The organism is Propionicimonas sp. T2.31MG-18, assembly GCF_964266745.1.
GTDB lineage: Bacteria > Actinomycetota > Actinomycetes > Propionibacteriales > Propionibacteriaceae > Propionicimonas.
Window position 1 is genome coordinate 469330 of the sequence record NZ_CAXWGX010000012.1, and the last position, 21993, is coordinate 491322.

Here is a 21993-nt window from a genome sequence, read left to right on the forward strand (position 1 = left end):
GCATTTCAGGTAACGTCACCGGGGTGTCGACCCGCAAGTCCGAACGGATCATGAACCTGGCGATCTGCCTGCTCATGGCCCGTCGGTTCATCGAGAAGACGCAGATCCGCCAGGTGGTCGAGGGGTACCACGACCTGTCCGACGCCGCCTTCGAACGCACCTTCGAGCGCGACAAGGACGAGTTGCGCGCGATGGGCGTGCCGGTGGAGACCGGCAGCAACAACCCGCTCTTCCCCGACGAGGTCGGCTACCGCATCCGGCGCAAGGACTTCGAGCTGCCCGCCATCGAGTTCACCCCCTCCGAGACGGCGGCCCTTGGCCTGGCGGCGACGGTGTGGGAGTCGGCCACCCAGGCCGAGCAGGCCGTCTCCGCCCTGGCCAAGCTGCGCGCCGCCGGCGTCGATCCGGACCCTGGGCGGCTGGGGGCGCTGGCGCCGTCCATCGGTGCGCGCGAACCCGCCTTCCCCAGCATCTGGGCGGCGACGCTGGAGCGGGCGCCGGTCCGCTTCGGCTACCGGGGGACCCCCCGGCGCGTCGAGCCGTGGGCGATGACCTACCGGCGTGGGGCCTGGTACCTGCTCGGCCAGGACCGTGACCGCCAGGCGCCGCGCATGTTCAAGGTCGCCCGGGTGGACGCCGCAGCGGAGCGGATCGGCAAGCCGGGCAGCTACCGCGTCCCCGACGTCGACCTGGAGGCCGCCTGGCGCAGCCTCGAGCCGCGCCAGCCCGACTCCGAGGCCGTGCTCGCGCTGCGTCCGGGACGGGCGCCGGACCTGCGCCGGCGTGGTCGCCCGGTTGCCGCGGACGGCGTCCCCGCCGGTTGCGAGGCGTGGGCGGTGAGCTACTCGCGGGCCGCGGACGTGGTGGGCGAGATCTGCGCCCACGGCGCCGACGTCGTCGTGCTCTCCCCGCAGCGCCTCCGGCGCGCCGTGGTCACAGAGCTCTCCGCCACCGCGGGACGGGCGTCATGACGTCCGCGGAGCAGGTGAACCGGCTGCTGGCGCTCGTCCCCTACCTCCAGTCGCACCCGGACGCGGAGCTGGGCGACACCGCGGCGGTCTTCGGCATCGCGCCCGCGCAGCTGCTCGACGACCTCAACGTGCTGTGGTACTGCGGCCTGCCCGGCGGGATGCCCGGCGACCTGATCGAGATCGACATGGACACCGTCGCCGAATCCGGGCGGATCCGCCTCACCAACGCCGAGTACCTGTCGCGGCCGATGCGGTTCACCCCCGACGAGGCCATGAGCCTCGTGGTGGCGCTGCGTGCGGTGCGCGAACTGGCCGGCGGGCACCTCGCCGAGGGCATCGACTCCGCGCTGGCCAAGCTGGAGCGCGCCAGCGGCGCGGCCGCGGTCCCCGGGCCACAGGTGCGCGTGGTGTCGGGGTCGGAGGAGATCCGCGAGCAGCTCGCCGACGCGATCGACGCCGCGGAAGCGGTGGACCTGGACTACACGGGCGCAGGCCTCGCCCCGTCCACGCCGCGGGTGGCGCCGGTCAGGCTCATCACCAGGGACGGGTTCGGCTACCTCCAGGCGTGGAGCCGGGACCGTGCGGCCTGGCGCACCTACCGGCTCGACCGCATCGACGCCGTCCGGCGGACCGGCGAGCCGGCCGGCGACCACGGGGAGCCGCCCGAGTTCGGACCCGGCTGGCTCGAGCAGCGTCCGGACGCCGCAGAGGTCACGCTGCGCCTGAAGCCGAGCGCGGCCTGGATCACCGAGTACCACCCGATCCGCGCGGTCCGGCAGGTGCGCGGCGGGCTCGAGGTCGACCTGCTCGTGGCCGACCCGGCGTGGCTGCGCTCGCTGCTCCTGCGGTTGGGCAGGGACGTCGTCTCGGTCGACCCGCCGGAGGCGGCCGCCGGGGCAGCGGAGTCGGCAGCGGAAGCGCTGGCCGCCTACCCGGCGGGGTAGGGTTCTCCCCATGGTCTGGGTGCTGGTGTTCGGCGGGATCGCCCTCGGCGGCCTGATCATGCTCGTCAGCTACGCCGTCTGGCTGTGGCACAAGGCGTCCGACCTGTTCTCGGAGCTGGAGATGCTGGGCACCCGCGCGGAGGAACTCGCGCATTTGCTCGAACAGATCCGGCCGGAACTGCCCGAGCGCGCCGAGAGCTAGGGTTGCGCGCAGCGTCCGCCGGAAGGAGAGTGCCATGCCGAGTCTCGGCGGTTGGGAGTGGGTGATCCTCGCCCTCATCGCGCTGCTGCTGTTCGGCGGCTCGCGCCTGGCCGGCGTCGGACGGAACACCGGCAGGGCCGTCCGGGAGTTCAAGGAGGAGTCTGCGGCGCTGCGCTCCGGTGCCGCCGAGCCGGTGACCCCGGCCGCCCCCGCCAGCCCGGCGAGCTCGCCCAGCCCGGCGCCGCCGGCGTCCCCACCCGCGCCCGGGCCGGACGCGGACAGGCCCTGATCCGCCGATGGCAGAAGGCAAGCGCCGTCGCCTCGCCTGGCTGAGGCCGCCCGAGGCGGGCCCCGGCGGGACGATGTCCCTGGGTGACCACCTGCGGGAACTGCGGTACCGGCTGATCGTCTCCGTGCTGGCCATCGGCCTGGGCAGCCTGATCGCAGCGATCTGGTACGACGCGCTCTACCAGGTGATGCTGCGGCCCTACACCCTGGCCGTCCAGATGCTCGCCGAGAGCAACCCGAACCTCGACCCGACCACGGTGATCACCGGCGTGACGACCCCGCTGATCCTGGCCATGAAGGTCTGCGTCGTGGCCGGGATGGTGCTGTCCAGCCCGGTGTGGCTCTACCAGGTGTGGGCGTTCATCGTGCCCGCGCTCCTGGCGAAGGAGAAGCGCTACGCGATCGGCTTCCTCTCGGCCGCGATCCCGCTGTTCCTGCTGGGCGTGCTGATCGGGTACTACATCATGCCGCAGGGCATCTCGGTGCTCCTGGCCTTCACCCCGTCCAGCGTGCCGGTCACCAACCTCATCGACGTCAACGACTTCCTCCAGCTCACCCTCCAGCTGATGGTGGTGTTCGGCATCGGCTTCCTGATCCCGGTGGTGGTGGTGGGCCTGAACCTGGTCGGCGTCCTGCGGGCGAGCCAGCTGGGGAAGATCCGCACCTACGTGATCTTCGGGATCTTCGTGTTCGGGGCCGCCGCCACGCCGTCGACCGACCCGTTCTCGATGCTGGCGCTGTCCATCCCGATGAGCCTGCTGTACCTGGCCGCGGAGGTGTTCTGCCGCGTGCACGACCGGCGCAAGGCCAAGGTCGCCGTACCGGCGGACGCCTGATGGCGCTGCACTACGACGGGCCCACCCTCACGCTGGTGGTGAACCCGGCGGCCGGACGCGGGCGGGCCCGCCGGCTGCTGCCCCAGCTCACCGCCGGGCTGGTGGCCGGGCTCCCGGACGCCACCCTCCACGTGCACCAGACCACCTCGTTCAGCGACGCACGCCTGCGGTGCATCCAGGCGGTCGAGAAGGCACGTCCACCGGTGGAGGGCCACCGCAGGGACGCCCTGATCGTGATGGGCGGGGACGGCATGATGCACCTCGGCCTGAACGCCGCCGCCGGTACCGGCGTCCCGCTCGGGCTGGTCGCCGCGGGTCGCGGCAACGACTTCGGCCGCGGGCTCGGCGTCCCGCCCGACCTGTCGGGCGCGATCCGCACGATCGTCGGCGGCCACACCCTGCGCATGGACCTGATGGAGGTGACCGGCGCGCTGCTCGAGGGCGCCGAACGGCGCTGGGTCGGCTCGATCGTGAGCACGGGCTTCGACGCGCGGGTGAACTACCGCACCAACCACCTGCGCTGGAACCTCGGCCAGCTGAGCTACACGTGGTCGGCGCTGGCGGAGCTCAGCCGGTTCGAGCCGTTGTCCTACCGCCTGGTGATCGACGGGGTACCCAGGGAGCAGACGGCGATGTTCATCGCCGTGGGCAACGCCGGGGTGTTCGGGGGCGGCATGCGCGGCTGCCCCGACGCCGACGTCACCGACGGCCTCCTCGACATCACGATCATCAACCCGGTGAGCCGCGCCACCCTGCTGCGGCTCCTGCCCACGATGTTCAGTGGCGGTTTCGTCAAGGACCCGGCCGTCGAGCTGCTCCGTGCCCGCCAGGTGCGGGTCGACGGCGACGGCCTCTACGGCATGGCGGACGGGGAGGAGCTCGGCCCGGTGCCCCTGCACCTGCGGGCGGTCCCGGACATGCTGGACGTCTTCGTCCCGGCCGAGCGGGCGGCGGCGGGTTAGGTTACCCCCGTGGACTCCCTCGCCTCGTTCCGCGCGCAGTACCCGTTCGCCCTCGACGACTACCAGGTCGCGGCCTGCGAGCACGTCGCCGCCGGACGGGGCGTGCTGGTGGCGGCGCCGACCGGCGCCGGCAAGACCGTGGTCGGGGAGTTCGCGGTCTTCCTGGCGCTCCAGTCGGGGCGCAAGTGCTTCTACACCACACCGATCAAGGCGTTGAGCAACCAGAAGTACCACGACCTCGTCGACCGGCACGGCGAGGCCGCGGTGGGCCTGCTGACCGGCGACACCAGCGTCAACGGCGAGGCCCCGGTGGTGGTGATGACCACTGAGGTGCTCCGCAACATGATCTACGCGGGCTCGCCGACCCTGGCGAACCTCGGCTACGTGGTGATGGACGAGGTGCACTACCTCGCCGACCGGTTCCGCGGGGCGGTGTGGGAGGAGGTGATCATCTCCCTGGCCGAGTCGGTGCAGCTGGTGGCCCTGTCGGCGACGGTCAGCAACGCCGAGGAGTTCGGCGACTGGCTCTCCGAGGTGCGCGGCGGGGTGGAGGTGGTCGTCACCGAGCGGCGTCCCGTGCCCCTGTACCAGCACGTGATGGTGGGCCGGCGGCTGGTGGAGCTGTTCGGTGGGGACGACGTCAACCCCGAGCTGCTGCGCCTGGCCAGGGAGGAGTCCCGGGGCCAGCGCGACGACAGCCGTCGCCCCCGCGGCCGCTCGGGGAACGGGCGACGGACCAGCGCCTACGGCTCCGGGCGCTACGGCGGCGCCGCGGCCCGCGAGCGCCAGGACGCCAGCCGCCACCTGGTGCCCCGCAGGGACGCCACCGTCGAGCGGCTCGCCGCGGAGGGGCTGCTCCCTGCGATCTACTTCATCTTCTCCCGCCAGGGCTGCGACACCGCGGTCGGGCAGCTGGCCAACTCCGGCCTGCGTCTCACCACCCCCGCAGAACGGCGCGCACTGGCCGAGATCGCCGCCCGCCACACCGCGGGACTCAGCCCGTCCGACCTGGCGGCGCTGGAGTACGACCGCTTCCTCGCCGCGTTCTGCGACGGGATCGCCGCCCACCACGCCGGCCTGCTGCCGGCGTTCAAGGAGGCCGTCGAAGAAGGGTTCACCGGCGGGCTGGTGAAGGTCGTGTTCGCCACGGAGACCCTCGCGCTGGGCATCAACATGCCGGCGCGCAGCGTCGTACTGGAGAAGCTGGTGAAGTACAACGGCGAGACGCACGCCGACATCACGGCGGGCGAGTACACCCAGCTCACCGGACGGGCGGGCCGGCGCGGCATCGACGTCGAGGGCCACGCGGTCGTCAGCTGGCAGCCCGGCCTCGACCCGCGGGCGCTGGCGGGCCTGGCGTCCCGGCGCACCTACCCGCTGCGCTCCTCGTTCCAGCCCACCTACAACATGGCCGTGAACCTGGTGGCGACCGTCGGACGCGAGCGCGCCCGCGGCCTGCTGGAGCAGTCGTTCGCGCAGTTCCAGTCCGACCGCGGCGTGGTCGGACTGGCGCACACCATCGCCGCCAACCGGAGCCGGGCCGCCCGGGAGTGGGCACAGGCCGCCTGCGAGGCGGGGGACGCGGCGGCCTACTTCCGGTTGCGGGCACGGATCTCGGCGGTGGAGGCCGAGGCGGCCCGCGAGCGTCGCGCCGACCGCCGCGCGGAGACGATCGAGGCCCTGCGCGCGCTGCGTCCGGGCGACATCATCGACATCCCGGCCCGGCGGCACCGCGGGTGGGCCGTCGTGGTCGACCCGGGCCTGGGCGGAGACGGGCCCACGCCGTCCGTGCTCACCCCGGACCGGCAGGTGAAGCGGCTGACCGCGCTGGACTTCCCCGTCCCCCCGGTCGTGGCCGGACGGATCAAGGTCCCCAAGCACTTCGACCTGCGCTCGGCCGCGTCCCGCCGCAACCTCGGGGCGGCGTTGCTGTCCCGCATCGAGCACGGGCCGCTGGAGGCGCCGGCTGCCGAGGCCGACGCGGACGCCGACGTCATGGCCCGGGTCGCCGGGCTGCGGCTGGAGCTGAAGGCACACCCGGTGCACCGCTGCCCCGACCGGGAGGTGCACGCGCGCTCCGCCGAAGCCGCCCTGCGGCTGGAGCGCGACGCGGACGCCGCACAGCGGCAGGTGGAGCGGCGCACGAACACGATCGCGGTCCGCTTCGACCGCGTGTGCTCGGTGCTGGAGTCGCTGGGCTACCTGAGCGCGGACGGCGGCCAGCAGGTGACCGGACTGGGACGGATGCTGGCTCGGATCTACTCCGAACTGGACCTGGTCACCGCGGAGGCGGTCCGCGACGGCGTCTTCGACGGGCTGTCGGCCCCCCAGCTGGCCGCGGTCCTGTCCAGCCTCGTCTACGAGGCGCGCGGCGACCGCAGGGCGCCGGCCCGGATGCCCGACCGCCGCTCCGAGGACGCCCAGCTCCGGTTGCGCGCGATCTGGCGGCAGGTCTCGCTGTCGGAGCGCGACCACCGGCTGCCCAGCCACGACGAGCCCGACATCGGCTTCGCCGAGGCCATCCACGGCTGGACCGCCGGCGCGGAGCTCTCCGACGTGCTGTACCTGTCCGGGCTGACCGCCGGCGACTTCGTCCGCTGGGCCCGCCAGGTGGTGGACGCCGCCGGCCAGCTGGCGGACGCCGCCGGTCCCGGGCCGCTGCGCGACACCTGCCGCGAGCTGGTGTTCCGCGTCCGCCGGGGCGTGGTGGACGCCGCGCCGCTGGAGGACTGACACCTCGGTACCCTGTGGCCATGTCGCTCGCCATCCGGGTCATCCCCTGCCTCGACGTGCACGACGGCCGCGTCGTCAAGGGCGTGAACTTCCTCAACCTGCGCGACGCCGGCGACCCGGTGGAGCTGGCACGGGCGTACGGGGAGCAGGGCGCGGACGAGCTGGTGTTCCTCGACATCTCGGCGTCGGCCGAGGGCCGGGCGACGACCTACGACGTGGTCACCCGCACGGCGGAGACCGTCTTCATCCCGCTGTGCGTGGGCGGGGGAGTGCGCGGGGTCGAGGACGTGGACCGGCTGCTGCGCACAGGCGCGGACAAGGTCGGCATCAACACCGGTGCGATCTCCCGCCCGGCGGCCATCGACGAGATCGCCCACCGCTTCGGCAACCAGGTGCTCGTCCTGTCGCTGGACGCCCGGCGCGAGCCCGGGCAGCCGTCCGGCTTCGGGGTGACGACACACGGCGGCCGCACCCCCGCCGGGCTGGACGCCATCGAGTGGGTGCGCGAGGCGACGGGGCGCGGAGCGGGGGAGGTACTCCTCAACTCGATGGACGCTGACGGCACCACCGACGGCTTCGACCTGGAGATGATCGCGGCGGTCAAGGCCGTCGTCGACGTGCCCGTGATCGCCTCCGGCGGCGCGGGGACGGTCGAGCACTTCGTCGAGGCCGCCCGGGCAGGCGCGGACGCCGTCCTGGCAGCCAGCGTCTTCCACTACGGCACCCTCAGGATCGCCGAGGTGAAGGCGGGCCTCGCCGCCGCCGGATTCGCCGTCCGCTGAGCGGGCGCGACCCGGATCGCCGTACGCTGGGCCGCATGAGCTGCCTGTTCTGCCGCATCGTCGCCGGGGAGATCCCGTCGAAGCAGGTCTACGCCGACGAGCACGCGATCGCGTTCCTGGACATCAACCCCTGGCACGTCGGGCACACGCTCGTCGTCCCGCGTCGCCACGTAGACGACCTGCTGGGCGAGCCCGAGGCGCTCACCGAGATCGCGCCGGCGATCAGTGCGACAGCCCGGCTGCTGGTCGACCGGCTGGCCGCCGACGGACTGAACCTGCTCAGCAGTTCCGGGGACGCGGCGGGCCAGGAGGTGTTCCACCTGCACGTGCACCTGGTGCCGCGCTTCGCACACCGTCCCGGCCTCCGGGAGCTGTTCGTCCACGAGAAGGACGTCGACCTCGACCGGGTGCACCGGCAGATCGTCGGCGGCGCGCCGGCGCCGGGGACGGTCAGCCGAAGCTGACCAGGCAGGACCCGCCGGTGGGGCAGGTGATCCGCCCCATGGCGAAGTCGGCGTAGGTGCCGCTCGAGGTGGTGACCACGCCGCCCCTGGGTGCGCCGAGGGTGCCGGCGTCGGTCGAGCCCAGCGCCTTGTAGGCGGACAGCACCGAACCGCTCAGCGCGGTCGAGGTGGCCGTGGACGTCGCTGTCGCCGTGGACGTCGCTGTCGCCGTCGCCGTGGACGTCGCTGTGGCGGTGGAGGTCGCGGTGGCCGTTGCGGTCGCCGTCGCCGTGGCCGTGCTGGACGCCGTCGCCGTGGCGGTGGCCGTGGACGTGATCAGGTTGGTCGTCGTCGTACCGCCGACCACCTTGAACAACCGCTCCTTGAGGCCGAACTTGCTCTTGAACGACGCACCGGTCACCGTCACCGTGCCCTTGGAACCGGCGATCTTGAGCTCCTCCACCCGGCCGCCGTAGGTGCCGTCCCCGTCCCGGCCGGTCACCTGGACGGCCTTGAGCGTCCCGATCGAGGGGTAGGCCTTCTGGATCTTCGTGGAGCTCAGCGTCACCGACCAGGACTGGTCGCGCTTGACGCCGTCGTAGGGGTCCTTCTGGGCGGCGAGATAGGGGTAGCCGGACCCGCCGGAGGCCGACCAGCCGCCGTTGGAGGAGGAGAACATCGTGAGGGCGAGCTTGCCCTTGTACTCGACGACCTTGTTCGCCGACCCCGCGATGGCCTTGTCCGTCGAGGCGTACTCCGCGGCCACGCCCTTGTAGACCTGGCAGGCGGAGGTGTCGCACAGGTCGTAGATCGCGCTGGACGCCACGCTGTCGCGGAGCTTGGCGGCATAGGTGCGGGCCGCCACGGCCTGAGCCTTCAGGGCCTCGGCCGACCACGACGCCGGCATCTCCGCCGGCACGACGCCGCGCAGGTAGTTCTCCATCGAGACGTAGTTGACCGTCCGCACGCCGGTGCCGGAGAAGCGGACGCCGAGCTTGCCGCGGTAGGTGCGGGTGGACCCGTCCGGCATGGCCAGCCGGACGGTGTCGGTGGTGGGATTGGAGAAGTACCAGACCCGCGTGGGGTCGAGCTTGGTCGCGTAGGTGACGTAGGTGCCGGACGCGTTGCGGTAGGACAGCACGCGTGAGCTTCCCGAGCGACGGACCCGCCACTTGGTGTACTTCGTGCCGGTCGGCAGGGTGAGCTTCGTGCCGGCGGAGTCGGTGAGGGTGAGGCCCTTCGCCACCCGGACGTGCACGCCGTTGTCGTTGTCGGCACTGATCCAGACACGGATGGTGTTGCCGTCGGGCAGGGAGTCGAGGGTGGTGCCCGGGTAGTAGAAGGCGATGATCTCGGTGTAGTCCAGGCCCTTGGTCGCCGCGCCGTAGGCACCCCACTGCGACATCCCCTTGCCGTGGCCCCAGCCGGCGCCCTGGACGGTGACCGAGCCGCTCTTCGGCGCCACGGCGGTGTCTGCCTGTGCGGGTACGCCCGCGCCCACGAGCGGGAGGACGAGCGCCGCCGCGGCCGTGACCGCGAGGGCGCGCAGGAACGTTCCAGGCGCAGCGTGGGTGAACATGGGGGGTCCCTTCCGTCTGCTAGCTCGGACTATCGTCACCCATCGGCGTGTCGGCTTGCCAGACGGCGACTGAGATTTCCTCAGAACCACCGGCGAAGTCGAAGGGTGAGGTTGAGGCTTGCTCGTCGCCGCCCACCGCGGCGCTCACCAGCCGGACGAGGAGCCCAGAATGTGAAACGCCGAGGTGAGCTGTTGACACCGCCCCCGGGCCGGTCCACCCTTGACCCGTGCGGAAGTTCCTTCTCGTAGTTCTCCAGCGTGTCGGTTGAGCGCCAGCTCTCCCACCGACACGCTCCCTCGCCTGCGCTTCGCAGCGGGGGTTTTTTTCTGCTTCCGTCCACCCGTCACAGAAGAGAGGTAAAGATGCCCGGGGAGTCACCGACAATCCTGACCGGGGCCCAGGCCCTGGTGGAATCACTGGAGCGCGTCGGGGTCGAGGTCGTCTTCGGCATCCCCGGCGGCGCCATCCTGCCCGCCTACGACCCGCTCTACGACTCGAAGGTCCGCCACATCCTGGTGCGCCACGAGCAGGGCGCCGGCCACGCCGCGGAGGGGTACGCCATGGTCACCGGCCGCGTGGGCGTGTGCATCGCGACGTCCGGTCCGGGGGCGACCAACCTCGTCACCGCGATCGCCGACGCCTACATGGACTCGGTGCCGATCGTCGCGATCACCGGCCAGGTCACCAGCAAGGCCATCGGCACGGACGCCTTCCAGGAGGCGGACATCCGCGGCATCACCCTGCCGATCACCAAGCACAGCTTCCTGGTGACCCGGCCGGAGGACATCCCGCACGCGATCGCCGCGGCGTTCCACATCGCCGGCACCGGTCGCCCGGGCCCCGTGCTGGTCGACATCGCGAAGGACGCGCTCACCAACCCGGCGCCCTTCGTCTGGCCGGAGGAGCTCGACCTGCCGGGCTACCACCCGGTCTCCAAGCCGCACAGCAAGCAGTTGCGCGAGGCCGCGCGGCTCATCGCGTCCGCCCGGCGCCCCGTGTTGTACGTCGGTGGTGGCGTGGTCAAGGCCCAGGCCTTCGACGCGCTGGCCGAACTGGTGCGGATCACGAAGATCCCGGTCGTGACCACCCTGATGGCCCGCGGGGCGTTCCCGGACAGCCACGAGCTGAACATGGGCATGCCCGGCATGCACGGCACTGTCGCCGCGGTCGGCGCGCTCCAGCGCTCGGACCTGCTGATCACCCTCGGTGCCCGCTTCGACGACCGCGTGACCGGCAAGCTCGACTCGTTCGCGCCGGACGCCAAGGTGATCCACGCCGACATCGACCCGGCGGAGATCTCCAAGAACCGCGTGGCGGACGTCCCGATCGTCGGGCACCTCGCCGAGGTCATCGCGGAGCTGAACGCCCTGCTCGCCGAGACCGACCTGCCCGACTACGGGGACTGGGCGCGCTACCTCCAGGGTCTGCGCACCCGCTACACCCCGGGGCTGGAGCCGATGGAGGAGGGCCTGCTGAGCCCCGAGTACGTGATCAAGCGGCTGGGGGAGCTCGCCGGGCCCGACGCCACCTACGTCACCGGCGTCGGCCAGCACCAGATGTGGGCCGCACACCTGCTGCCCCACGAGCGTCCTGCGCGCTGGCTGAACTCCGGTGGCGCCGGCACCATGGGCTACTGCGTCCCCGCGGCGATGGGCGCCCAGGTCGGGCGCCCCGGCGAGGTGGTCTGGGGCATCGACGGCGACGGCTGCTTCCAGATGACCAACCAGGAACTCGTCACCTGCGCCCTGAACGACATCCCGGTCAAGATCGCGGTGATGAACAACCGCAGCCTCGGCATGGTGCGGCAGTGGCAGACCCTGTTCTACGGGGAGCGCTACTCCAACACGAACCTGAAGAGCCACCTCGTGCCGGACTTCCCCAAGCTCGCCGAGGCGATGGGTGCCGTCGGCCTGCGGGCGGAGACGCCCGAGGAGGTCGACAGCGTCATCGAGCAGGCCATGGCCATCAACGACCGTCCCGTCGTGGTCGAGTTCGTGGTGCACAAGGACGCCATGGTGTGGCCGATGGTCGCGGCCGGCACCAGCAACGACGACATCAAGATCGCTCGGGACCTCGCTCCCGACTGGGAGGGGGAAGACCTGTGAACACGCACACCCTGAGCGTGCTGGTGGAGAACAAGCCCGGCGTGCTCGCGCGGATCGCCGGCCTGTTCGCCCGCCGCGGCTACAACATCGAGTCGCTGGCCGTGGGCCCGACCGAGAACGAGGAGTTCTCGCGGATCACCGTCCAGGTGGCGGTCGACAGCCAGCTCGTGCTCGAGCAGATCGTCAAGCAGCTGAACAAGCTGATCGAGGTGCTGAAGATCGTCGAGCTCGAACCGGCGGCGGCCGTCCAGCGCGAGCTCATGCTGATCAAGGTGAAGGCCGACCCGGCGAGCCGCAGCCAGATCATCGAGATCGTCCAGCTGTTCCGCGGCAAAACCGTGGACGTCCACAACGACTCGATGACCATCGAGGCGACGGGCTCTCCTGACAAACTGGAGGCCCTGTTGGAGATGCTGAAGCCCTACGGCGTGCGGGAGCTGGTCCAGTCCGGCCTCGTCGCGCTGGCCCGGGGCGGACGCTCCCTCAGCGATCGTGCCAAGATCGAGAAGACCCGTCCGGCCGCCCGGCTGGCGTAGCGAGAAGGAAGCAGCAAACCAGATGGCAGAGATGTTCTACGACGACGACGCCGACCTGTCGGTCATCCAGGGTCGCAACGTCGCAGTGATCGGCTACGGCAGCCAGGGCCATGCGCACGCGCTGAGCCTGCGCGACTCGGGCGTCGACGTGCGCGTCGGCCTGCGGGAGGGTTCCAAGAGCTGGGCGAAGGCAGAGGCCGAGGGCCTGCGGGTCGTCACTCCGGCGCAGGCCTGCGAGGAGGCGGACCTGATCATGGTGCTCGCCCCCGACCAGGTGCAGCGGCACCTCTACAAGGAGGCCATCGAGCCGAACCTGGTGCCCGGTGACGCGCTGTTCTTCGCGCACGGCTTCAACATCCGCTTCGGCTACATCACCCCGCCCGAGGGCGTGGACGTCTGCATGGTCGCGCCGAAGGGCCCGGGTCACCTCGTCCGCCGCGAGTACACCGAGGGACGCGGCGTCCCGGTGATCGTCGCGGTCGAGAAGGACGAGACCGGGAACGCCTGGCCGCTCGCCCTCGCCTACGCCAAGGCGATCGGCGGCCTGCGCGCGGGTGGCATCAAGACGACGTTCACCGAGGAGACCGAGACCGACCTGTTCGGTGAGCAGGCCGTCCTGTGCGGCGGCACGTCCGCCCTGGTGACCGCCGGCTTCGAGGTGCTCACCGAGGCCGGCTACCAACCGGAGGTCGCCTACTTCGAGTGCCTGCACGAGCTCAAGCTGATCGTCGACCTCATGTACGAGGGCGGCATCGCCAAGCAGCGCTGGAGCGTCTCCGACACCGCCGAGTTCGGCGACTACGTTTCCGGGCCGCGGGTGATCGACGCGTCCGTCAAGCAGCGCATGAAGGACGTGCTGGCCGACATCCAGTCCGGCGCGTTCGCCAAGCGCTTCATCGACGACCAGGACGCCGGGGCTCCCGAGTTCAAGGCCCTGCGCGCCAAGGGGGAGCAGCACCCGATCGAGGAGACCGGCCGCAAGCTCCGTGGCCTGATGGCCTGGGTCAAGTCCCACGACGACGACTACGTGGAGGGCACAGCCGCCCGCTGACGCTCCGGCACGCGACGCCCCGTCCGACGGACGGGCCGTCGCTGCGTTCCGCCGACGTTGTCGCGGCCGACCGTCCCTTCGGCGTCCCACTCCTCCCGCGCGTCCCACTCGCCCCGCGCGTCCCACCCGTCCCGCGCGTCCCACCCGCCCCACCCGTGGCGTTCGCTGCCGAAGGCAACGCGTGCCCCCGAAATTTCGGTAGCGAGGGTTGCGATCGGTGGCGAACGCGACGGGTGGGACGGGGCGGGGCTCGTCGTGGCGGGGTTCCCGACGCGGGGTGGGAGGGGGCGGGGCTCGTCGTGGCGGGGTTCCCGACGCGGGGTGGGACGGGACGGGGGGACGCTTCAGCGGTCGGGTGTTGTCGGTTCCGGCGAGGTGTTGTCGATTCGGCGAGAGGGGTGGCGCAGGGACGCCGTCCTCGTCCAGCGTTCTGACATGGATGTCTCGAGGGCCGCATCGCTCGCGGCGAGAGGCCAGGACCGGATGAGCCTGACCAGGCAGGTGCGTGAGGGCGCGATCGTGCGGATCAGGCACGGGGGGTACGTCGACACTCGGGCGGACGACGTCCGCGAGCGGCATCGCCAGCTGATCGCGGCCACGTGGCCACTGTTCGGGCCGGACACCGTCCTCAGCCATGCGAGCGCCGCCGTGCTGCATGGGCTGCCCGCCTGGGACGCCCAATTGGCCGGGGTGTCCGCGGTGCGACCGGCCGGTGGGCACGGCAGGAAGGGCCGGTTCCTGCACGTGCGGGTGGCCGCCCTGGCTCCAGGCGACGTCGTCGAGCGCGCGGGTTATCGCACCACCAGCCTCGAACGTACGGCGATCGACCAGGCGTGCGTCCTGCGGTTCGACCGCGCGGTGGCGACGCTCGACGCGGCGCTCCACCTCGGGGCGGACCCGGCGTCCCTGGCCGCGGTGGTCGCTGACGCCCGCCGTCGCCACGGCGTGGGTATCGCGCGCGCGGCCCTGCGGTTCGCCGACGGGCGGTCCGAGAGCGTGGGGGAGTCGCTGAGCCGCGTCCTGATGGCGCAGGTGGGCCTGCCCGCACCGGAACTCCAGGTGGATCTGCACGACCGACAGGGTGTCTGGATCGCCCGATCCGACTTCGGCTGGCTCGACCATTGGGTGATCGGCGAGTTCGACGGACGCGTCAAGTACCTCGGAACCCCGGAGGAGCTCGCGCGCACCGTGATGCGGGAGAAGGCTCGCGAGCAGGCGATCCGGGATGCCGGGTGGTCCGTCGTCCGCTGGACGTGGGCCGACCTGGGCGACCCCGTCGGCTTCCGCACCCGGATCGAGAGTGCCCTCGCGCTGGCCACCCACGGCCGGCTCGCATCCTGAGCGATGCCGTCCGCCCGTCGGCCCCCGGACGGGCCCGCGACCGTCCCCACCAACTCCCACCCTGCCCCGGTTGGGCCCCGTGGCCCTTCCCGCCCCCGAGTGCAACGCTCGCTACCGGAATTCCGGTAGCGAGCGTTGCACTCGGCAGCGAACGCGGCGAGTGGGACGGGTGGGACGCCGCGCCGGTGGGAGGGGTGGGCGAGCTAGGACGCCGAGCGGCGCCGCGGCGAGGGTTGCAGGGTCTGGCAAGCTTTCCGGCATGACGATCGCCGCGCCGACCGCCCCGGGACTCACCGCTGACGAGGTTGCCGACCGCGTCCAGCGGGGGCTGACGAACGACCTTCCTCCCCGCTCCGGACGGACCACCTGGGACATCGTCCGGGCGAACGTCTTCACGCGGATCAACTTCCTGCTGATGGTGCTGTTCATCATGGTGCTGACGACCGGCTCCATCGTGAACGCCCTGTTCGGCTTCCTGATCATCATCAACTCCGGCATCGGCATCGTGCAGGAGCTCCGGGCGAAGCGGACGCTGGACAACCTCGCCGTGGTCGGCGAGGGCAAGCCCACCGTCCGCCGGGACGGGATCGCGCGACAGCTTCCCCGCGAGGAGGTCGTGCTGGACGACCTGATCGAGATCGGTCCCGGTGACCAGGTCATCGTGGACGGGGAGGTCGTCGAGGCGTCCTACCTCGAGGTGGACGAGTCACTCCTCACCGGCGAGTCCGACCCCCTGCTGAAGCAGCCCGGGGACGAGGTGATGTCGGGCAGCTTCGTCGTCGCCGGCGTCGGCGCGTTCCGCGCGACCCGGGTCGGGCACGACTCCTACGCCGCCCGGCTGACCATGGAGGCCAGCAAGTTCTCCCTGGTCAAGTCCGAGCTGCAGACCGGCATCAACAAGATCCTCCGCCTGATCACCTGGCTGCTCGTGCCGGTGGGGCTGGCGACGATCTGGGTGCAGTGGAACCAACCGGGGGTGTGGCAGTCGAAGGTGCTCTACACCGCCGGCGCGCTGGTGCCGATGGTGCCCGAGGGTCTGGTCCTGCTCACCTCCCTGGCGTTCGCTGTGGGCGTGGTCCGGCTGGGCCAGCGCAACGTCCTGGTGCAGGAACTCCCCGCGATCGAGGGCCTCGCCCGGGTGGACGTCGTCTGCGCGGACAAGACCGGCACCCTCACAGAGAACGGCCTGCGCTTCGGCGAGTGCGAGGTGCTCGACGGTGACGAGGGCGAGGTCGCGGAGGCGCTGGCCCAGCTCGCCGCGGCGGACCCGCGTCCCAACGCCTCGGTGCAGGCGCTCGCCCACGCGCTGCCCCCTTCCGGCAGCAGCTGGACGGTGACCGCGATGGCGCCGTTCACCTCGGCCAAGAAGTGGTCGGGGATGTCGTTCGACGGCCACGGCCACTGGGTGCTCGGCGCCCCCGACGTGCTCGCCGGCCGTGACAGCGCCGCGGCGGCCCGCGCCGAACAGGTGGGTTCGACCGGACGCCGCGTGCTGCTGCTGGGCGAGGTCGACCGTCCGGTCGACGACCCGGACGCCCCCGGAGACGTGCGCCCGCGCGCCCTGGTGGTGCTGGAGCAGAAGGTGCGCCCGGAGGCGCGCGACACCCTCGCGTTCTTCGCCGCGCAGAACGTGGCGGTGAAGGTGATCTCCGGCGACAACGCCACTTCCGTCGGCGCGGTCACCGGTTCGCTCGGCGTCGAGACCGGCGACGTCGTCGACGCCCGCACGCTGCCGGAGGACGACCAGGAGTTCGCCGACCGGGTCCAGTCCGCCGGCGTGTTCGGACGCGTCACGCCGCAGCAGAAGCGCCAGATGGTGGCGGCGCTCCAGTCCCGCGGCCACAACGTCGCGATGACCGGGGACGGCGTGAACGACGTGCTCGCGATCAAGGACTCCGATCTGGGCGTCGCGATGGGCTCCGGCGCCGCCGCGACCCGGTCGGTCGCCCAGCTCGTGCTGCTCGACGACAGCTTCGCCACCCTGCCCCACGTCGTCGCCGAGGGACGCCGCGTCATCGGCAACATCGAGCGGGTCGCGAACTTCTTCCTGACCAAGACGATGTACTCGATCATCCTCGCCCTGCTGGTGGCGCTGTGGGGACTCCAGTTCCCGTTCATGCCGATCCACATCTCCTTCGTCGGCTGGTTCACGATCGGCATCCCTGCGTCCATCCTCGCGCTGGCCCCGAACGCCGAGCGTGCCCGGCCGGGCTTCCTCCAGCGGGTGATGAGCTTCTCCATCCCGTCCGGGGTGGTGGTGGCGGTGACCACCTTCGTCAGCTACCTGCTGATCATGCCGCCGGCCGGCTCCGATCCGTCCCTGGGCCGCCAGGCGTCCACCGCTGCGCTGCTCACGCTGATGATCGGCGGCGCGTGGGTGATGATCGCGACCGCGCGTCCCTACGAGTGGTGGAAGCTGCTGATGATCGCGCTGTGCGCGCTCGCCGCCTACCTCGTGATCTTCTGGCTGCCCTACCAGGTCAGCGGCTGGGTGCAGGCCTGGCCGTTCCTGAAGCGCTTCGACCCCCAGCTCGACCCGGGCAACCTCGCCATGATGACGACGGCCGCCTGGGTGGGCCTGGTCGCGGTCGTTCTGGTGGAGGCGATCTGGTGGGTCTCGGGGCGCCTCACCGGCGAGCGGCGGCACCTGTTCGGGAGCCTGGGCGAACGGTAGCCGGCCACCGGCGAAGCAGCCTCCCGGCCGGGTCGGCGCCCGCACGCGACGCCGCGGACGTGCCTGGACGGGCTACAGCCGCGCGGCAATGTCGTCGCCGATCACCGACGTCGGCCGGCGGCTCGCGCCGCGCTCGGCGATGTCGGCGTCGACGGCGGCCTCGATCCGGCGGGCGTCGTCCGCGCGGCCGAGGTGGTCCAGCAACAGCGCCATCGACAGGATCGTCGCCGTCGGGTCGGCGATGCCCTTGCCGGCGATGTCCGGCGCGGAGCCGTGCACCGGCTCGAACATGGACGGGAAGGTGCCGTCGGGATTGATGTTCGCGCTCGCGGCCAGCCCGATGCCGCCGGTGACGGCGGCGGCCAGGTCGGTGAGGATGTCACCGAAGAGGTTGTCGGTCACCAGGACGTCGAAGCGCTGCGGGTCCTGGACGAACGCGATCGTGGCCGCGTCCACGTGCAGGTAGTCGGTCGCGACGTCGGGGTGCTCGGCGGCAACGGACTGGAACAACCGGTTCCACAGCCCGCCGGCGTTCACCAGCACGTTGTGCTTGTGCACCATCGTCACCTTCTTGCGGCGCTTCTCCGCGCGGACGAACGCGTCCCGGATGACGCGCTCGACGCCGTGGGCGGTGTTGATGCTCACCTCGGTGGCCACCTCGAACGGCGTCCCGGCGCGGAAGGCGCCGCCGTTGCCGCAGTACAGGCCCTCGGTGCCCTCGCGGACCACGACGAAGTCGATCGGCCCGCGCCCTGTGACCGAATCGGCCAGCGGCGTCGGGACGCCCGGGTAGAGCTTGGACGGGCGCAGGTTCACGTAGTGGTCGAACGCGAAGCGCAGCTTCAGCAGCAGCCCGCGCTCCAGCAGGCCGGACGGGATCGCCGTCGAGCCGGGGGCCGCGCCCACCGCGCCGAGGATGATCGCGCTGCTCGCGGCGAGCTGCTCCAGCTCGGCGTCGGGAAGGACCTCTCCGGTGCGCTGCCAGCGCTCCGCGCCGAGGTCGTGGTGGACGTACTCGAAGGCGTCGTCGCCGACGACCCGGGTGAGGACCTTGAGGCCCTCGGCCACCACTTCGGGACCGATGCCGTCGCCGGCGATGACGGAGATGACGGGCGTGCCGGTTGCTGCTTCGCTCACCCGCGCGAGGCTACTTGGTCGGTCGAAGGCTGGACGAATCCGTCTCACGGGGCGCGATAGCATGCCCCTCATGGCGCTGACGTTCCCCCTGCATCGCAACCCGGCCCCGGCAACCGACGACGACGTCGCCCGGGTGCTCGCCGACCCCGGCTTCGGCGACCACTTCACCGACCACATGGCGGTCGCGACGTGGACGAAGGACGGCGGATGGGGCGCGGATGAGATCCGGCCGTACGGGCCGTTCCAGATCGACCCGGCCAGCGCCGTGCTGCACTACGCGCAGGAGATCTTCGAAGGGCTGAAGGCCTACCGGCACGCCGACGGCTCGATCCACCTGTTCCGCCCGGAGGCGAACGCCCGCCGGTTCCAGGCCTCCGCCGCGCGGATGATGCTGCCGCAGCTGCCCGTGGAGGACTTCGTGCGCGCCGTCACGGAACTCGTCGGCGTGGACGCCCGCTGGGTGCCCGGCGCCGAGGGGGAGCGGAGCCTGTACCTGCGGCCGTTCATGTTCGCCTCCGAGGTCTTCCTCGGCGTCCGTGCGGCCCAGACGGTCACCTTCAGCGTGATCGCCTCGCCGTCGGGCCCGTACTTCACCGGCGGCGTCAAGCCGGTCGACATCTGGGTCACCGACACCTGGGCGCGCGCGGGCGTGGGGGGCACGGGCTCGGCCAAGTGCGGCGGCAACTACGCCGCGTCCCTGATCGCCCAGTACGAGGGCTACGAGCACGGCTGCTCGCAGGTGCTGTTCATCGAGGCCGCGGACAAGGACCGGGTCGAGGAACTGGGCGGCATGAATGTGTTCCTGGTGACCTCGGACGGACGCCTGGTCACCCCGGCGCTCACCGGGACCATCCTGGAGGGCATCACCCGCGACTCGATCCTGACCGTCGCCGGCGAGCTCGGCCTGGTCACCGAGGAGCGCCGCGTGACGCCGGACGAGCTGTTCGGCGGCATCGCGGACGGCACGACGGTGGAGGCGTTCTCCTGCGGCACGGCCGCCGTGGTCACCCCGATCGGCGCGTTCAAGTCCGGCGCGGGGGAGTGGCGGCTGCCCGGGAACGGTTCGCCGACGACCATGGCGATCCGCGACGCGATCCTCGACATCCAGTACGGACGCGTCCCGGACACGCACGGCTGGTTGCGGCGCGTCGTCTGACCACGCCTCCTGCGGGACGGCCGCCCGCGCCCGGACGAGGCTCAGGCGAACGCGGCCAGCGCTGCGTCGTAATCGGGCTCGGTGCTGATGTTCTCGACGTGCTCGGTGTAGAGCACGGTGCCGTCGGCATCGGCCACGACGACCGCCCGGGTGAGCAGCCCGCGGTTGCGACCGTCCACCTGGGTGACCCCGAAGGTCTCGCCGAAGCCGGAGCGGAAGCTCGAGCCCATCACGACGTTCCCGATTCCCTCGGCTCCGCAGAAGCGCGCCTGCGCGTAGGGCAGGTCCGCGGACACGCACAGCACCACGGTGTCGGCCAGGCCCGCGGCGAGCTCGTTGAACCGGCGGACGCTCATCGCGCACACCCCGGTGTCGACGCTGGGGAAGATGTTCAGCACGATCCGCCGGCCGGCGGCCACCTCGGGGCCGAAGTCCTCCATGTCGGAGCCGGTCAGGGTGAAGGCCGGCAGCGTGCTGCCGACGGGCGGCAGGTCGCCGATGCTGTGGACGGGGACGCCGCGGTGGAGGAGGGTTGCCATGCAACCGTTGTAGACCCGCCGTCAACTCCCGTCCTGAGGATGGGACGGATCGTCTCAGGCCGTGAAACCTCTCCGTAACCTCGAAGGCGCACGGCAGGATCGCCCGGTGACCCAGTTTCCCCTCGCTCCGGACGCCTTCCACGTCTACGACACGACCCTGCGCGACGGCGCCCAGCAGGAGGGCCTGCAGCTCAGCGTCAACGACAAGCTGAAGATCGCCCGCCACCTCGACGACCTCGGGGTGGGGTTCATCGAGGGCGGGTGGCCGGGCGCCAACCCCAACGACACCGCCTTCTTCGCCCGGGCCGCCGCCGGGGAGCTCCAGCTCAAGAACGCGAAGCTGGTGGCCTTCGGCGCCACCAGGCGGGTCGGCGCGCGGGCGGAGGACGACCCGCAGGTGCAGGCGCTGATCGACGCCGGGACCGAGGTCGTCTGCATCGTGGCCAAGAGCCACGACGAGCACGTCTTCCGTGCCCTCCACACCACGCTCGAGGAGAACCTCGCGATGGTGGCGGACACGGTCACCCACCTCGTCGCGAGCGGGCGCCGGGTGTTCGTCGACTGTGAGCACTTCTTCGACGGGTACCGGTCCAACCCGGACTACGCGCTCGAGGTCGTCCGCACCGCCGCGGAGGCCGGCGCGGAGGTCGTCGTGCTCTGCGACACCAACGGCGGCATGCTGCCGTCGTGGATGGGCGACATCGTCTCGGCCGCGGCCCAGGTCGGCGTCGACCTCGGGATCCATTGCCACAACGACACCGGGTGCGCCGTCGCCAACACCCTCGCCGCCGTCGAGGCCGGCGTGATGCACGTCCAGGGCACGATGAACGGCCACGGCGAGCGCACCGGCAACGCGAACATCATCACCGTGGTGGCGAACCTCCAGCTGAAGTACGGGTGGCCGCTGCTGCCGCCGTCCTCGCTGGCGGAGGCGACCCGGATCAGCCATGCCATCTCCGGGGTCACCAACGTGCCGATGAACAACCGCCAGCCCTACGTCGGCGCGTCCGCCTTCGCCCACAAGGCCGGCCTGCACGCCTCGGCGATCAAGGTGGACGCCAACCTCTACCAGCACATCGACCCGACCCTCGTCGGCAACGACATGCGCATGCTCGTCTCCGACATGGCCGGGCGCGCCAACATCCAGATCAAGGGCTCCGAGCTCGGCTACGACCTGTCCAACCGCGAGCTGGCGGCGAAGGTCACCGACAAGGTGAAGGAGCGCGAGATGGACGGCTACTCCTACGAGTCCGCCGACGCGTCCTTCGAACTGCTGCTGCGCGAGGAGCTGGGCCTTCTCCAGGACTTCTTCGAGGTGATCAGCTGGCGGGTGCTCACCGGCCACGAGGTGAAGCCGGAGGGCGACTCCGAGGCGACGGTGAAGCTGCGCGCGAAGGGGGTCACCACCAACCTGGTGGGGGAGGGCCACGGCCCGCTGAACGCCCTCGATGTCGCGCTGCGCGGGGCGCTGATCCACGCCTACCCCCAGGTCGACGCCTTCGAGCTCACCGACTACAAGGTGCGCATCCTCGACCAGGGCCACGGCTCGGACGCGATCGTGCGGACCCTCATCGACATGTCCGACGGCGAACGCACCTGGACCACCGTGGGCGTGGGCACCAACGTCATCGAGGCCTCGTGGGAGGCGCTCTACGACGGCTACCGCTGGGGGCTGCTCCAGCAGGAGGCCGTCGAGGCCTGAACCGTGCGGCC

At 71.5% G+C, this 21993-nt stretch carries 19 protein-coding genes; 16 read left to right on the plus strand and 3 right to left on the minus strand.

Features of this window, described 5'->3' with window-relative positions; genetic code table 11:
• Positions 1-23 precede the first annotated feature (23 nt).
• The 9 genes from ACFQQJ_RS07190 to ACFQQJ_RS07230 are packed head-to-tail and all read left to right on the plus strand — an operon-like array spanning position 24 to position 8182.
• Positions 24-971: a helix-turn-helix transcriptional regulator gene (locus ACFQQJ_RS07190; protein ID WP_377105297.1), complete on the plus strand. Its 948-nt coding sequence runs from the start codon at positions 24-26 to the stop codon at positions 969-971.
• On the plus strand, positions 968-1915 hold the full coding sequence (locus ACFQQJ_RS07195; RefSeq protein ID WP_377105298.1) for a helix-turn-helix transcriptional regulator: 948 nt from the start codon (positions 968-970) through the stop codon (positions 1913-1915). The genes ACFQQJ_RS07190 and ACFQQJ_RS07195 overlap by 4 nt, the downstream gene beginning before the upstream one ends.
• A 10-nt stretch (positions 1916-1925) precedes the next feature.
• Positions 1926-2117, plus strand: coding sequence for a hypothetical protein (locus tag ACFQQJ_RS07200; protein ID WP_377105299.1), 192 nt, complete (start codon positions 1926-1928; stop codon positions 2115-2117).
• A gap of 34 nt (positions 2118-2151) precedes the next feature.
• The gene (locus ACFQQJ_RS07205; RefSeq protein ID WP_377105300.1) at positions 2152-2406 is read left to right on the plus strand and encodes a twin-arginine translocase TatA/TatE family subunit; all 255 of its coding nucleotides are present in this window, start codon (positions 2152-2154) and stop codon (positions 2404-2406) included.
• A gap of 7 nt (positions 2407-2413) precedes the next feature.
• The gene (gene tatC / locus ACFQQJ_RS07210) at positions 2414-3241 is read left to right on the plus strand and encodes a twin-arginine translocase subunit TatC (RefSeq protein WP_377105301.1); all 828 of its coding nucleotides are present in this window, start codon (positions 2414-2416) and stop codon (positions 3239-3241) included.
• A complete protein-coding gene (locus ACFQQJ_RS07215; protein ID WP_377105302.1) occupies positions 3241-4203 on the plus strand; it encodes a diacylglycerol/lipid kinase family protein in 963 nt (320 codons plus the stop codon). The genes tatC and ACFQQJ_RS07215 overlap by 1 nt, the downstream gene beginning before the upstream one ends.
• Before the next feature lie 9 nt (positions 4204-4212).
• Positions 4213-6936 (plus strand): DEAD/DEAH box helicase, encoded by a 2724-nt coding sequence (locus ACFQQJ_RS07220; protein WP_377105303.1) that lies wholly within the window; start codon positions 4213-4215, stop codon positions 6934-6936.
• A gap of 20 nt (positions 6937-6956) precedes the next feature.
• Positions 6957-7718, plus strand: coding sequence for an imidazole glycerol phosphate synthase subunit HisF (hisF, locus tag ACFQQJ_RS07225; RefSeq protein WP_377105304.1), 762 nt, complete (start codon positions 6957-6959; stop codon positions 7716-7718).
• 35 nt (positions 7719-7753) lie between these two features.
• Entirely contained in the window at positions 7754-8182 is a 429-nt protein-coding gene (locus tag ACFQQJ_RS07230) for an HIT family protein (protein WP_377105305.1), read from the plus strand.
• Here the strand turns inward: ACFQQJ_RS07230 and ACFQQJ_RS07235 are convergent.
• Positions 8169-9740, minus strand: coding sequence for a SpoIID/LytB domain-containing protein (locus ACFQQJ_RS07235; protein WP_377105306.1), 1572 nt, complete (start codon positions 9738-9740; stop codon positions 8169-8171). The two genes, ACFQQJ_RS07230 and ACFQQJ_RS07235, sit on opposite strands and share 14 nt — an antisense overlap.
• Before the next feature lie 363 nt (positions 9741-10103).
• Between ACFQQJ_RS07235 and ACFQQJ_RS07240 the strand changes: the two genes are divergently transcribed.
• The 5 genes from ACFQQJ_RS07240 (at position 10104) to ACFQQJ_RS07260 (ending at position 17448) form a co-directional block, all read left to right on the plus strand.
• On the plus strand, positions 10104-11846 hold the full coding sequence (locus ACFQQJ_RS07240) for an acetolactate synthase large subunit (RefSeq protein WP_377105307.1): 1743 nt from the start codon (positions 10104-10106) through the stop codon (positions 11844-11846).
• Positions 11843-12382 carry an acetolactate synthase small subunit gene (gene ilvN / locus ACFQQJ_RS07245; protein ID WP_377105308.1) on the plus strand — a complete coding sequence of 180 codons (540 nt, stop codon included), beginning with the start codon at positions 11843-11845 and terminating at the stop codon, positions 12380-12382. Before ACFQQJ_RS07240 ends, ilvN begins: the two co-directional genes overlap by 4 nt.
• A gap of 22 nt (positions 12383-12404) precedes the next feature.
• Complete coding sequence (gene ilvC, locus ACFQQJ_RS07250; protein WP_377105309.1) at positions 12405-13433, plus strand: ketol-acid reductoisomerase; 1029 nt, start codon at positions 12405-12407, stop codon at positions 13431-13433.
• 435 nt (positions 13434-13868) lie between these two features.
• Complete coding sequence (locus ACFQQJ_RS07255; RefSeq protein WP_377105310.1) at positions 13869-14774, plus strand: hypothetical protein; 906 nt, start codon at positions 13869-13871, stop codon at positions 14772-14774.
• Between the two features lie 259 nt (positions 14775-15033).
• The gene (locus ACFQQJ_RS07260) at positions 15034-17448 is read left to right on the plus strand and encodes an HAD-IC family P-type ATPase (RefSeq protein ID WP_377105311.1); all 2415 of its coding nucleotides are present in this window, start codon (positions 15034-15036) and stop codon (positions 17446-17448) included.
• 72 nt (positions 17449-17520) lie between these two features.
• On the opposite strand, the gene ACFQQJ_RS07265 is transcribed toward ACFQQJ_RS07260, so the two are convergent.
• Positions 17521-18585 (minus strand): 3-isopropylmalate dehydrogenase, encoded by a 1065-nt coding sequence (locus ACFQQJ_RS07265; protein ID WP_377105312.1) that lies wholly within the window; start codon positions 18583-18585, stop codon positions 17521-17523.
• A 70-nt stretch (positions 18586-18655) separates the two neighbouring features.
• On the opposite strand from ACFQQJ_RS07265, the gene ACFQQJ_RS07270 reads away from it, so the two are divergent.
• A complete protein-coding gene (locus tag ACFQQJ_RS07270) occupies positions 18656-19741 on the plus strand; it encodes a branched-chain amino acid aminotransferase (RefSeq protein WP_377105313.1) in 1086 nt (361 codons plus the stop codon).
• A gap of 41 nt (positions 19742-19782) precedes the next feature.
• On the opposite strand, the gene tpx is transcribed toward ACFQQJ_RS07270, so the two are convergent.
• Entirely contained in the window at positions 19783-20280 is a 498-nt protein-coding gene (gene tpx / locus ACFQQJ_RS07275) for a thiol peroxidase (RefSeq protein WP_377105314.1), read from the minus strand.
• Between the two features lie 106 nt (positions 20281-20386).
• Here tpx and cimA point away from each other — a divergent pair, with 106 nt between their 5' ends.
• Positions 20387-21982: a citramalate synthase gene (cimA, locus tag ACFQQJ_RS07280; protein ID WP_377105315.1), complete on the plus strand. Its 1596-nt coding sequence runs from the start codon at positions 20387-20389 to the stop codon at positions 21980-21982.
• The last annotated feature ends 11 nt before the right edge of the window (positions 21983-21993 follow it).

Coding starts and splice junctions, on each gene's coding strand:
- ACFQQJ_RS07195 (WP_377105298.1), top strand. CDS start 968: ATGACGTCCGCGGAGCAGGTGAACCGGCTGCTGGCGCTCGTCCCCTAC.
- ACFQQJ_RS07200 (WP_377105299.1), top strand. CDS start 1,926: ATGGTCTGGGTGCTGGTGTTCGGCGGGATCGCCCTCGGCGGCCTGATC.
- ACFQQJ_RS07205 (WP_377105300.1), top strand. CDS start 2,152: ATGCCGAGTCTCGGCGGTTGGGAGTGGGTGATCCTCGCCCTCATCGCG.
- tatC (WP_377105301.1), top strand. CDS start 2,414: ATGGCAGAAGGCAAGCGCCGTCGCCTCGCCTGGCTGAGGCCGCCCGAG.
- ACFQQJ_RS07215 (WP_377105302.1), top strand. CDS start 3,241: ATGGCGCTGCACTACGACGGGCCCACCCTCACGCTGGTGGTGAACCCG.
- hisF (WP_377105304.1), top strand. CDS start 6,957: ATGTCGCTCGCCATCCGGGTCATCCCCTGCCTCGACGTGCACGACGGC.
- ACFQQJ_RS07230 (WP_377105305.1), top strand. CDS start 7,754: ATGAGCTGCCTGTTCTGCCGCATCGTCGCCGGGGAGATCCCGTCGAAG.
- ACFQQJ_RS07235 (WP_377105306.1), bottom strand. CDS start 9,740: ATGTTCACCCACGCTGCGCCTGGAACGTTCCTGCGCGCCCTCGCGGTC.
- ACFQQJ_RS07240 (WP_377105307.1), top strand. CDS start 10,104: ATGCCCGGGGAGTCACCGACAATCCTGACCGGGGCCCAGGCCCTGGTG.
- ilvC (WP_377105309.1), top strand. CDS start 12,405: ATGGCAGAGATGTTCTACGACGACGACGCCGACCTGTCGGTCATCCAG.
- ACFQQJ_RS07255 (WP_377105310.1), top strand. CDS start 13,869: ATGGATGTCTCGAGGGCCGCATCGCTCGCGGCGAGAGGCCAGGACCGG.
- ACFQQJ_RS07260 (WP_377105311.1), top strand. CDS start 15,034: ATGACGATCGCCGCGCCGACCGCCCCGGGACTCACCGCTGACGAGGTT.
- ACFQQJ_RS07270 (WP_377105313.1), top strand. CDS start 18,656: ATGGCGCTGACGTTCCCCCTGCATCGCAACCCGGCCCCGGCAACCGAC.
- tpx (WP_377105314.1), bottom strand. CDS start 20,280: ATGGCAACCCTCCTCCACCGCGGCGTCCCCGTCCACAGCATCGGCGAC.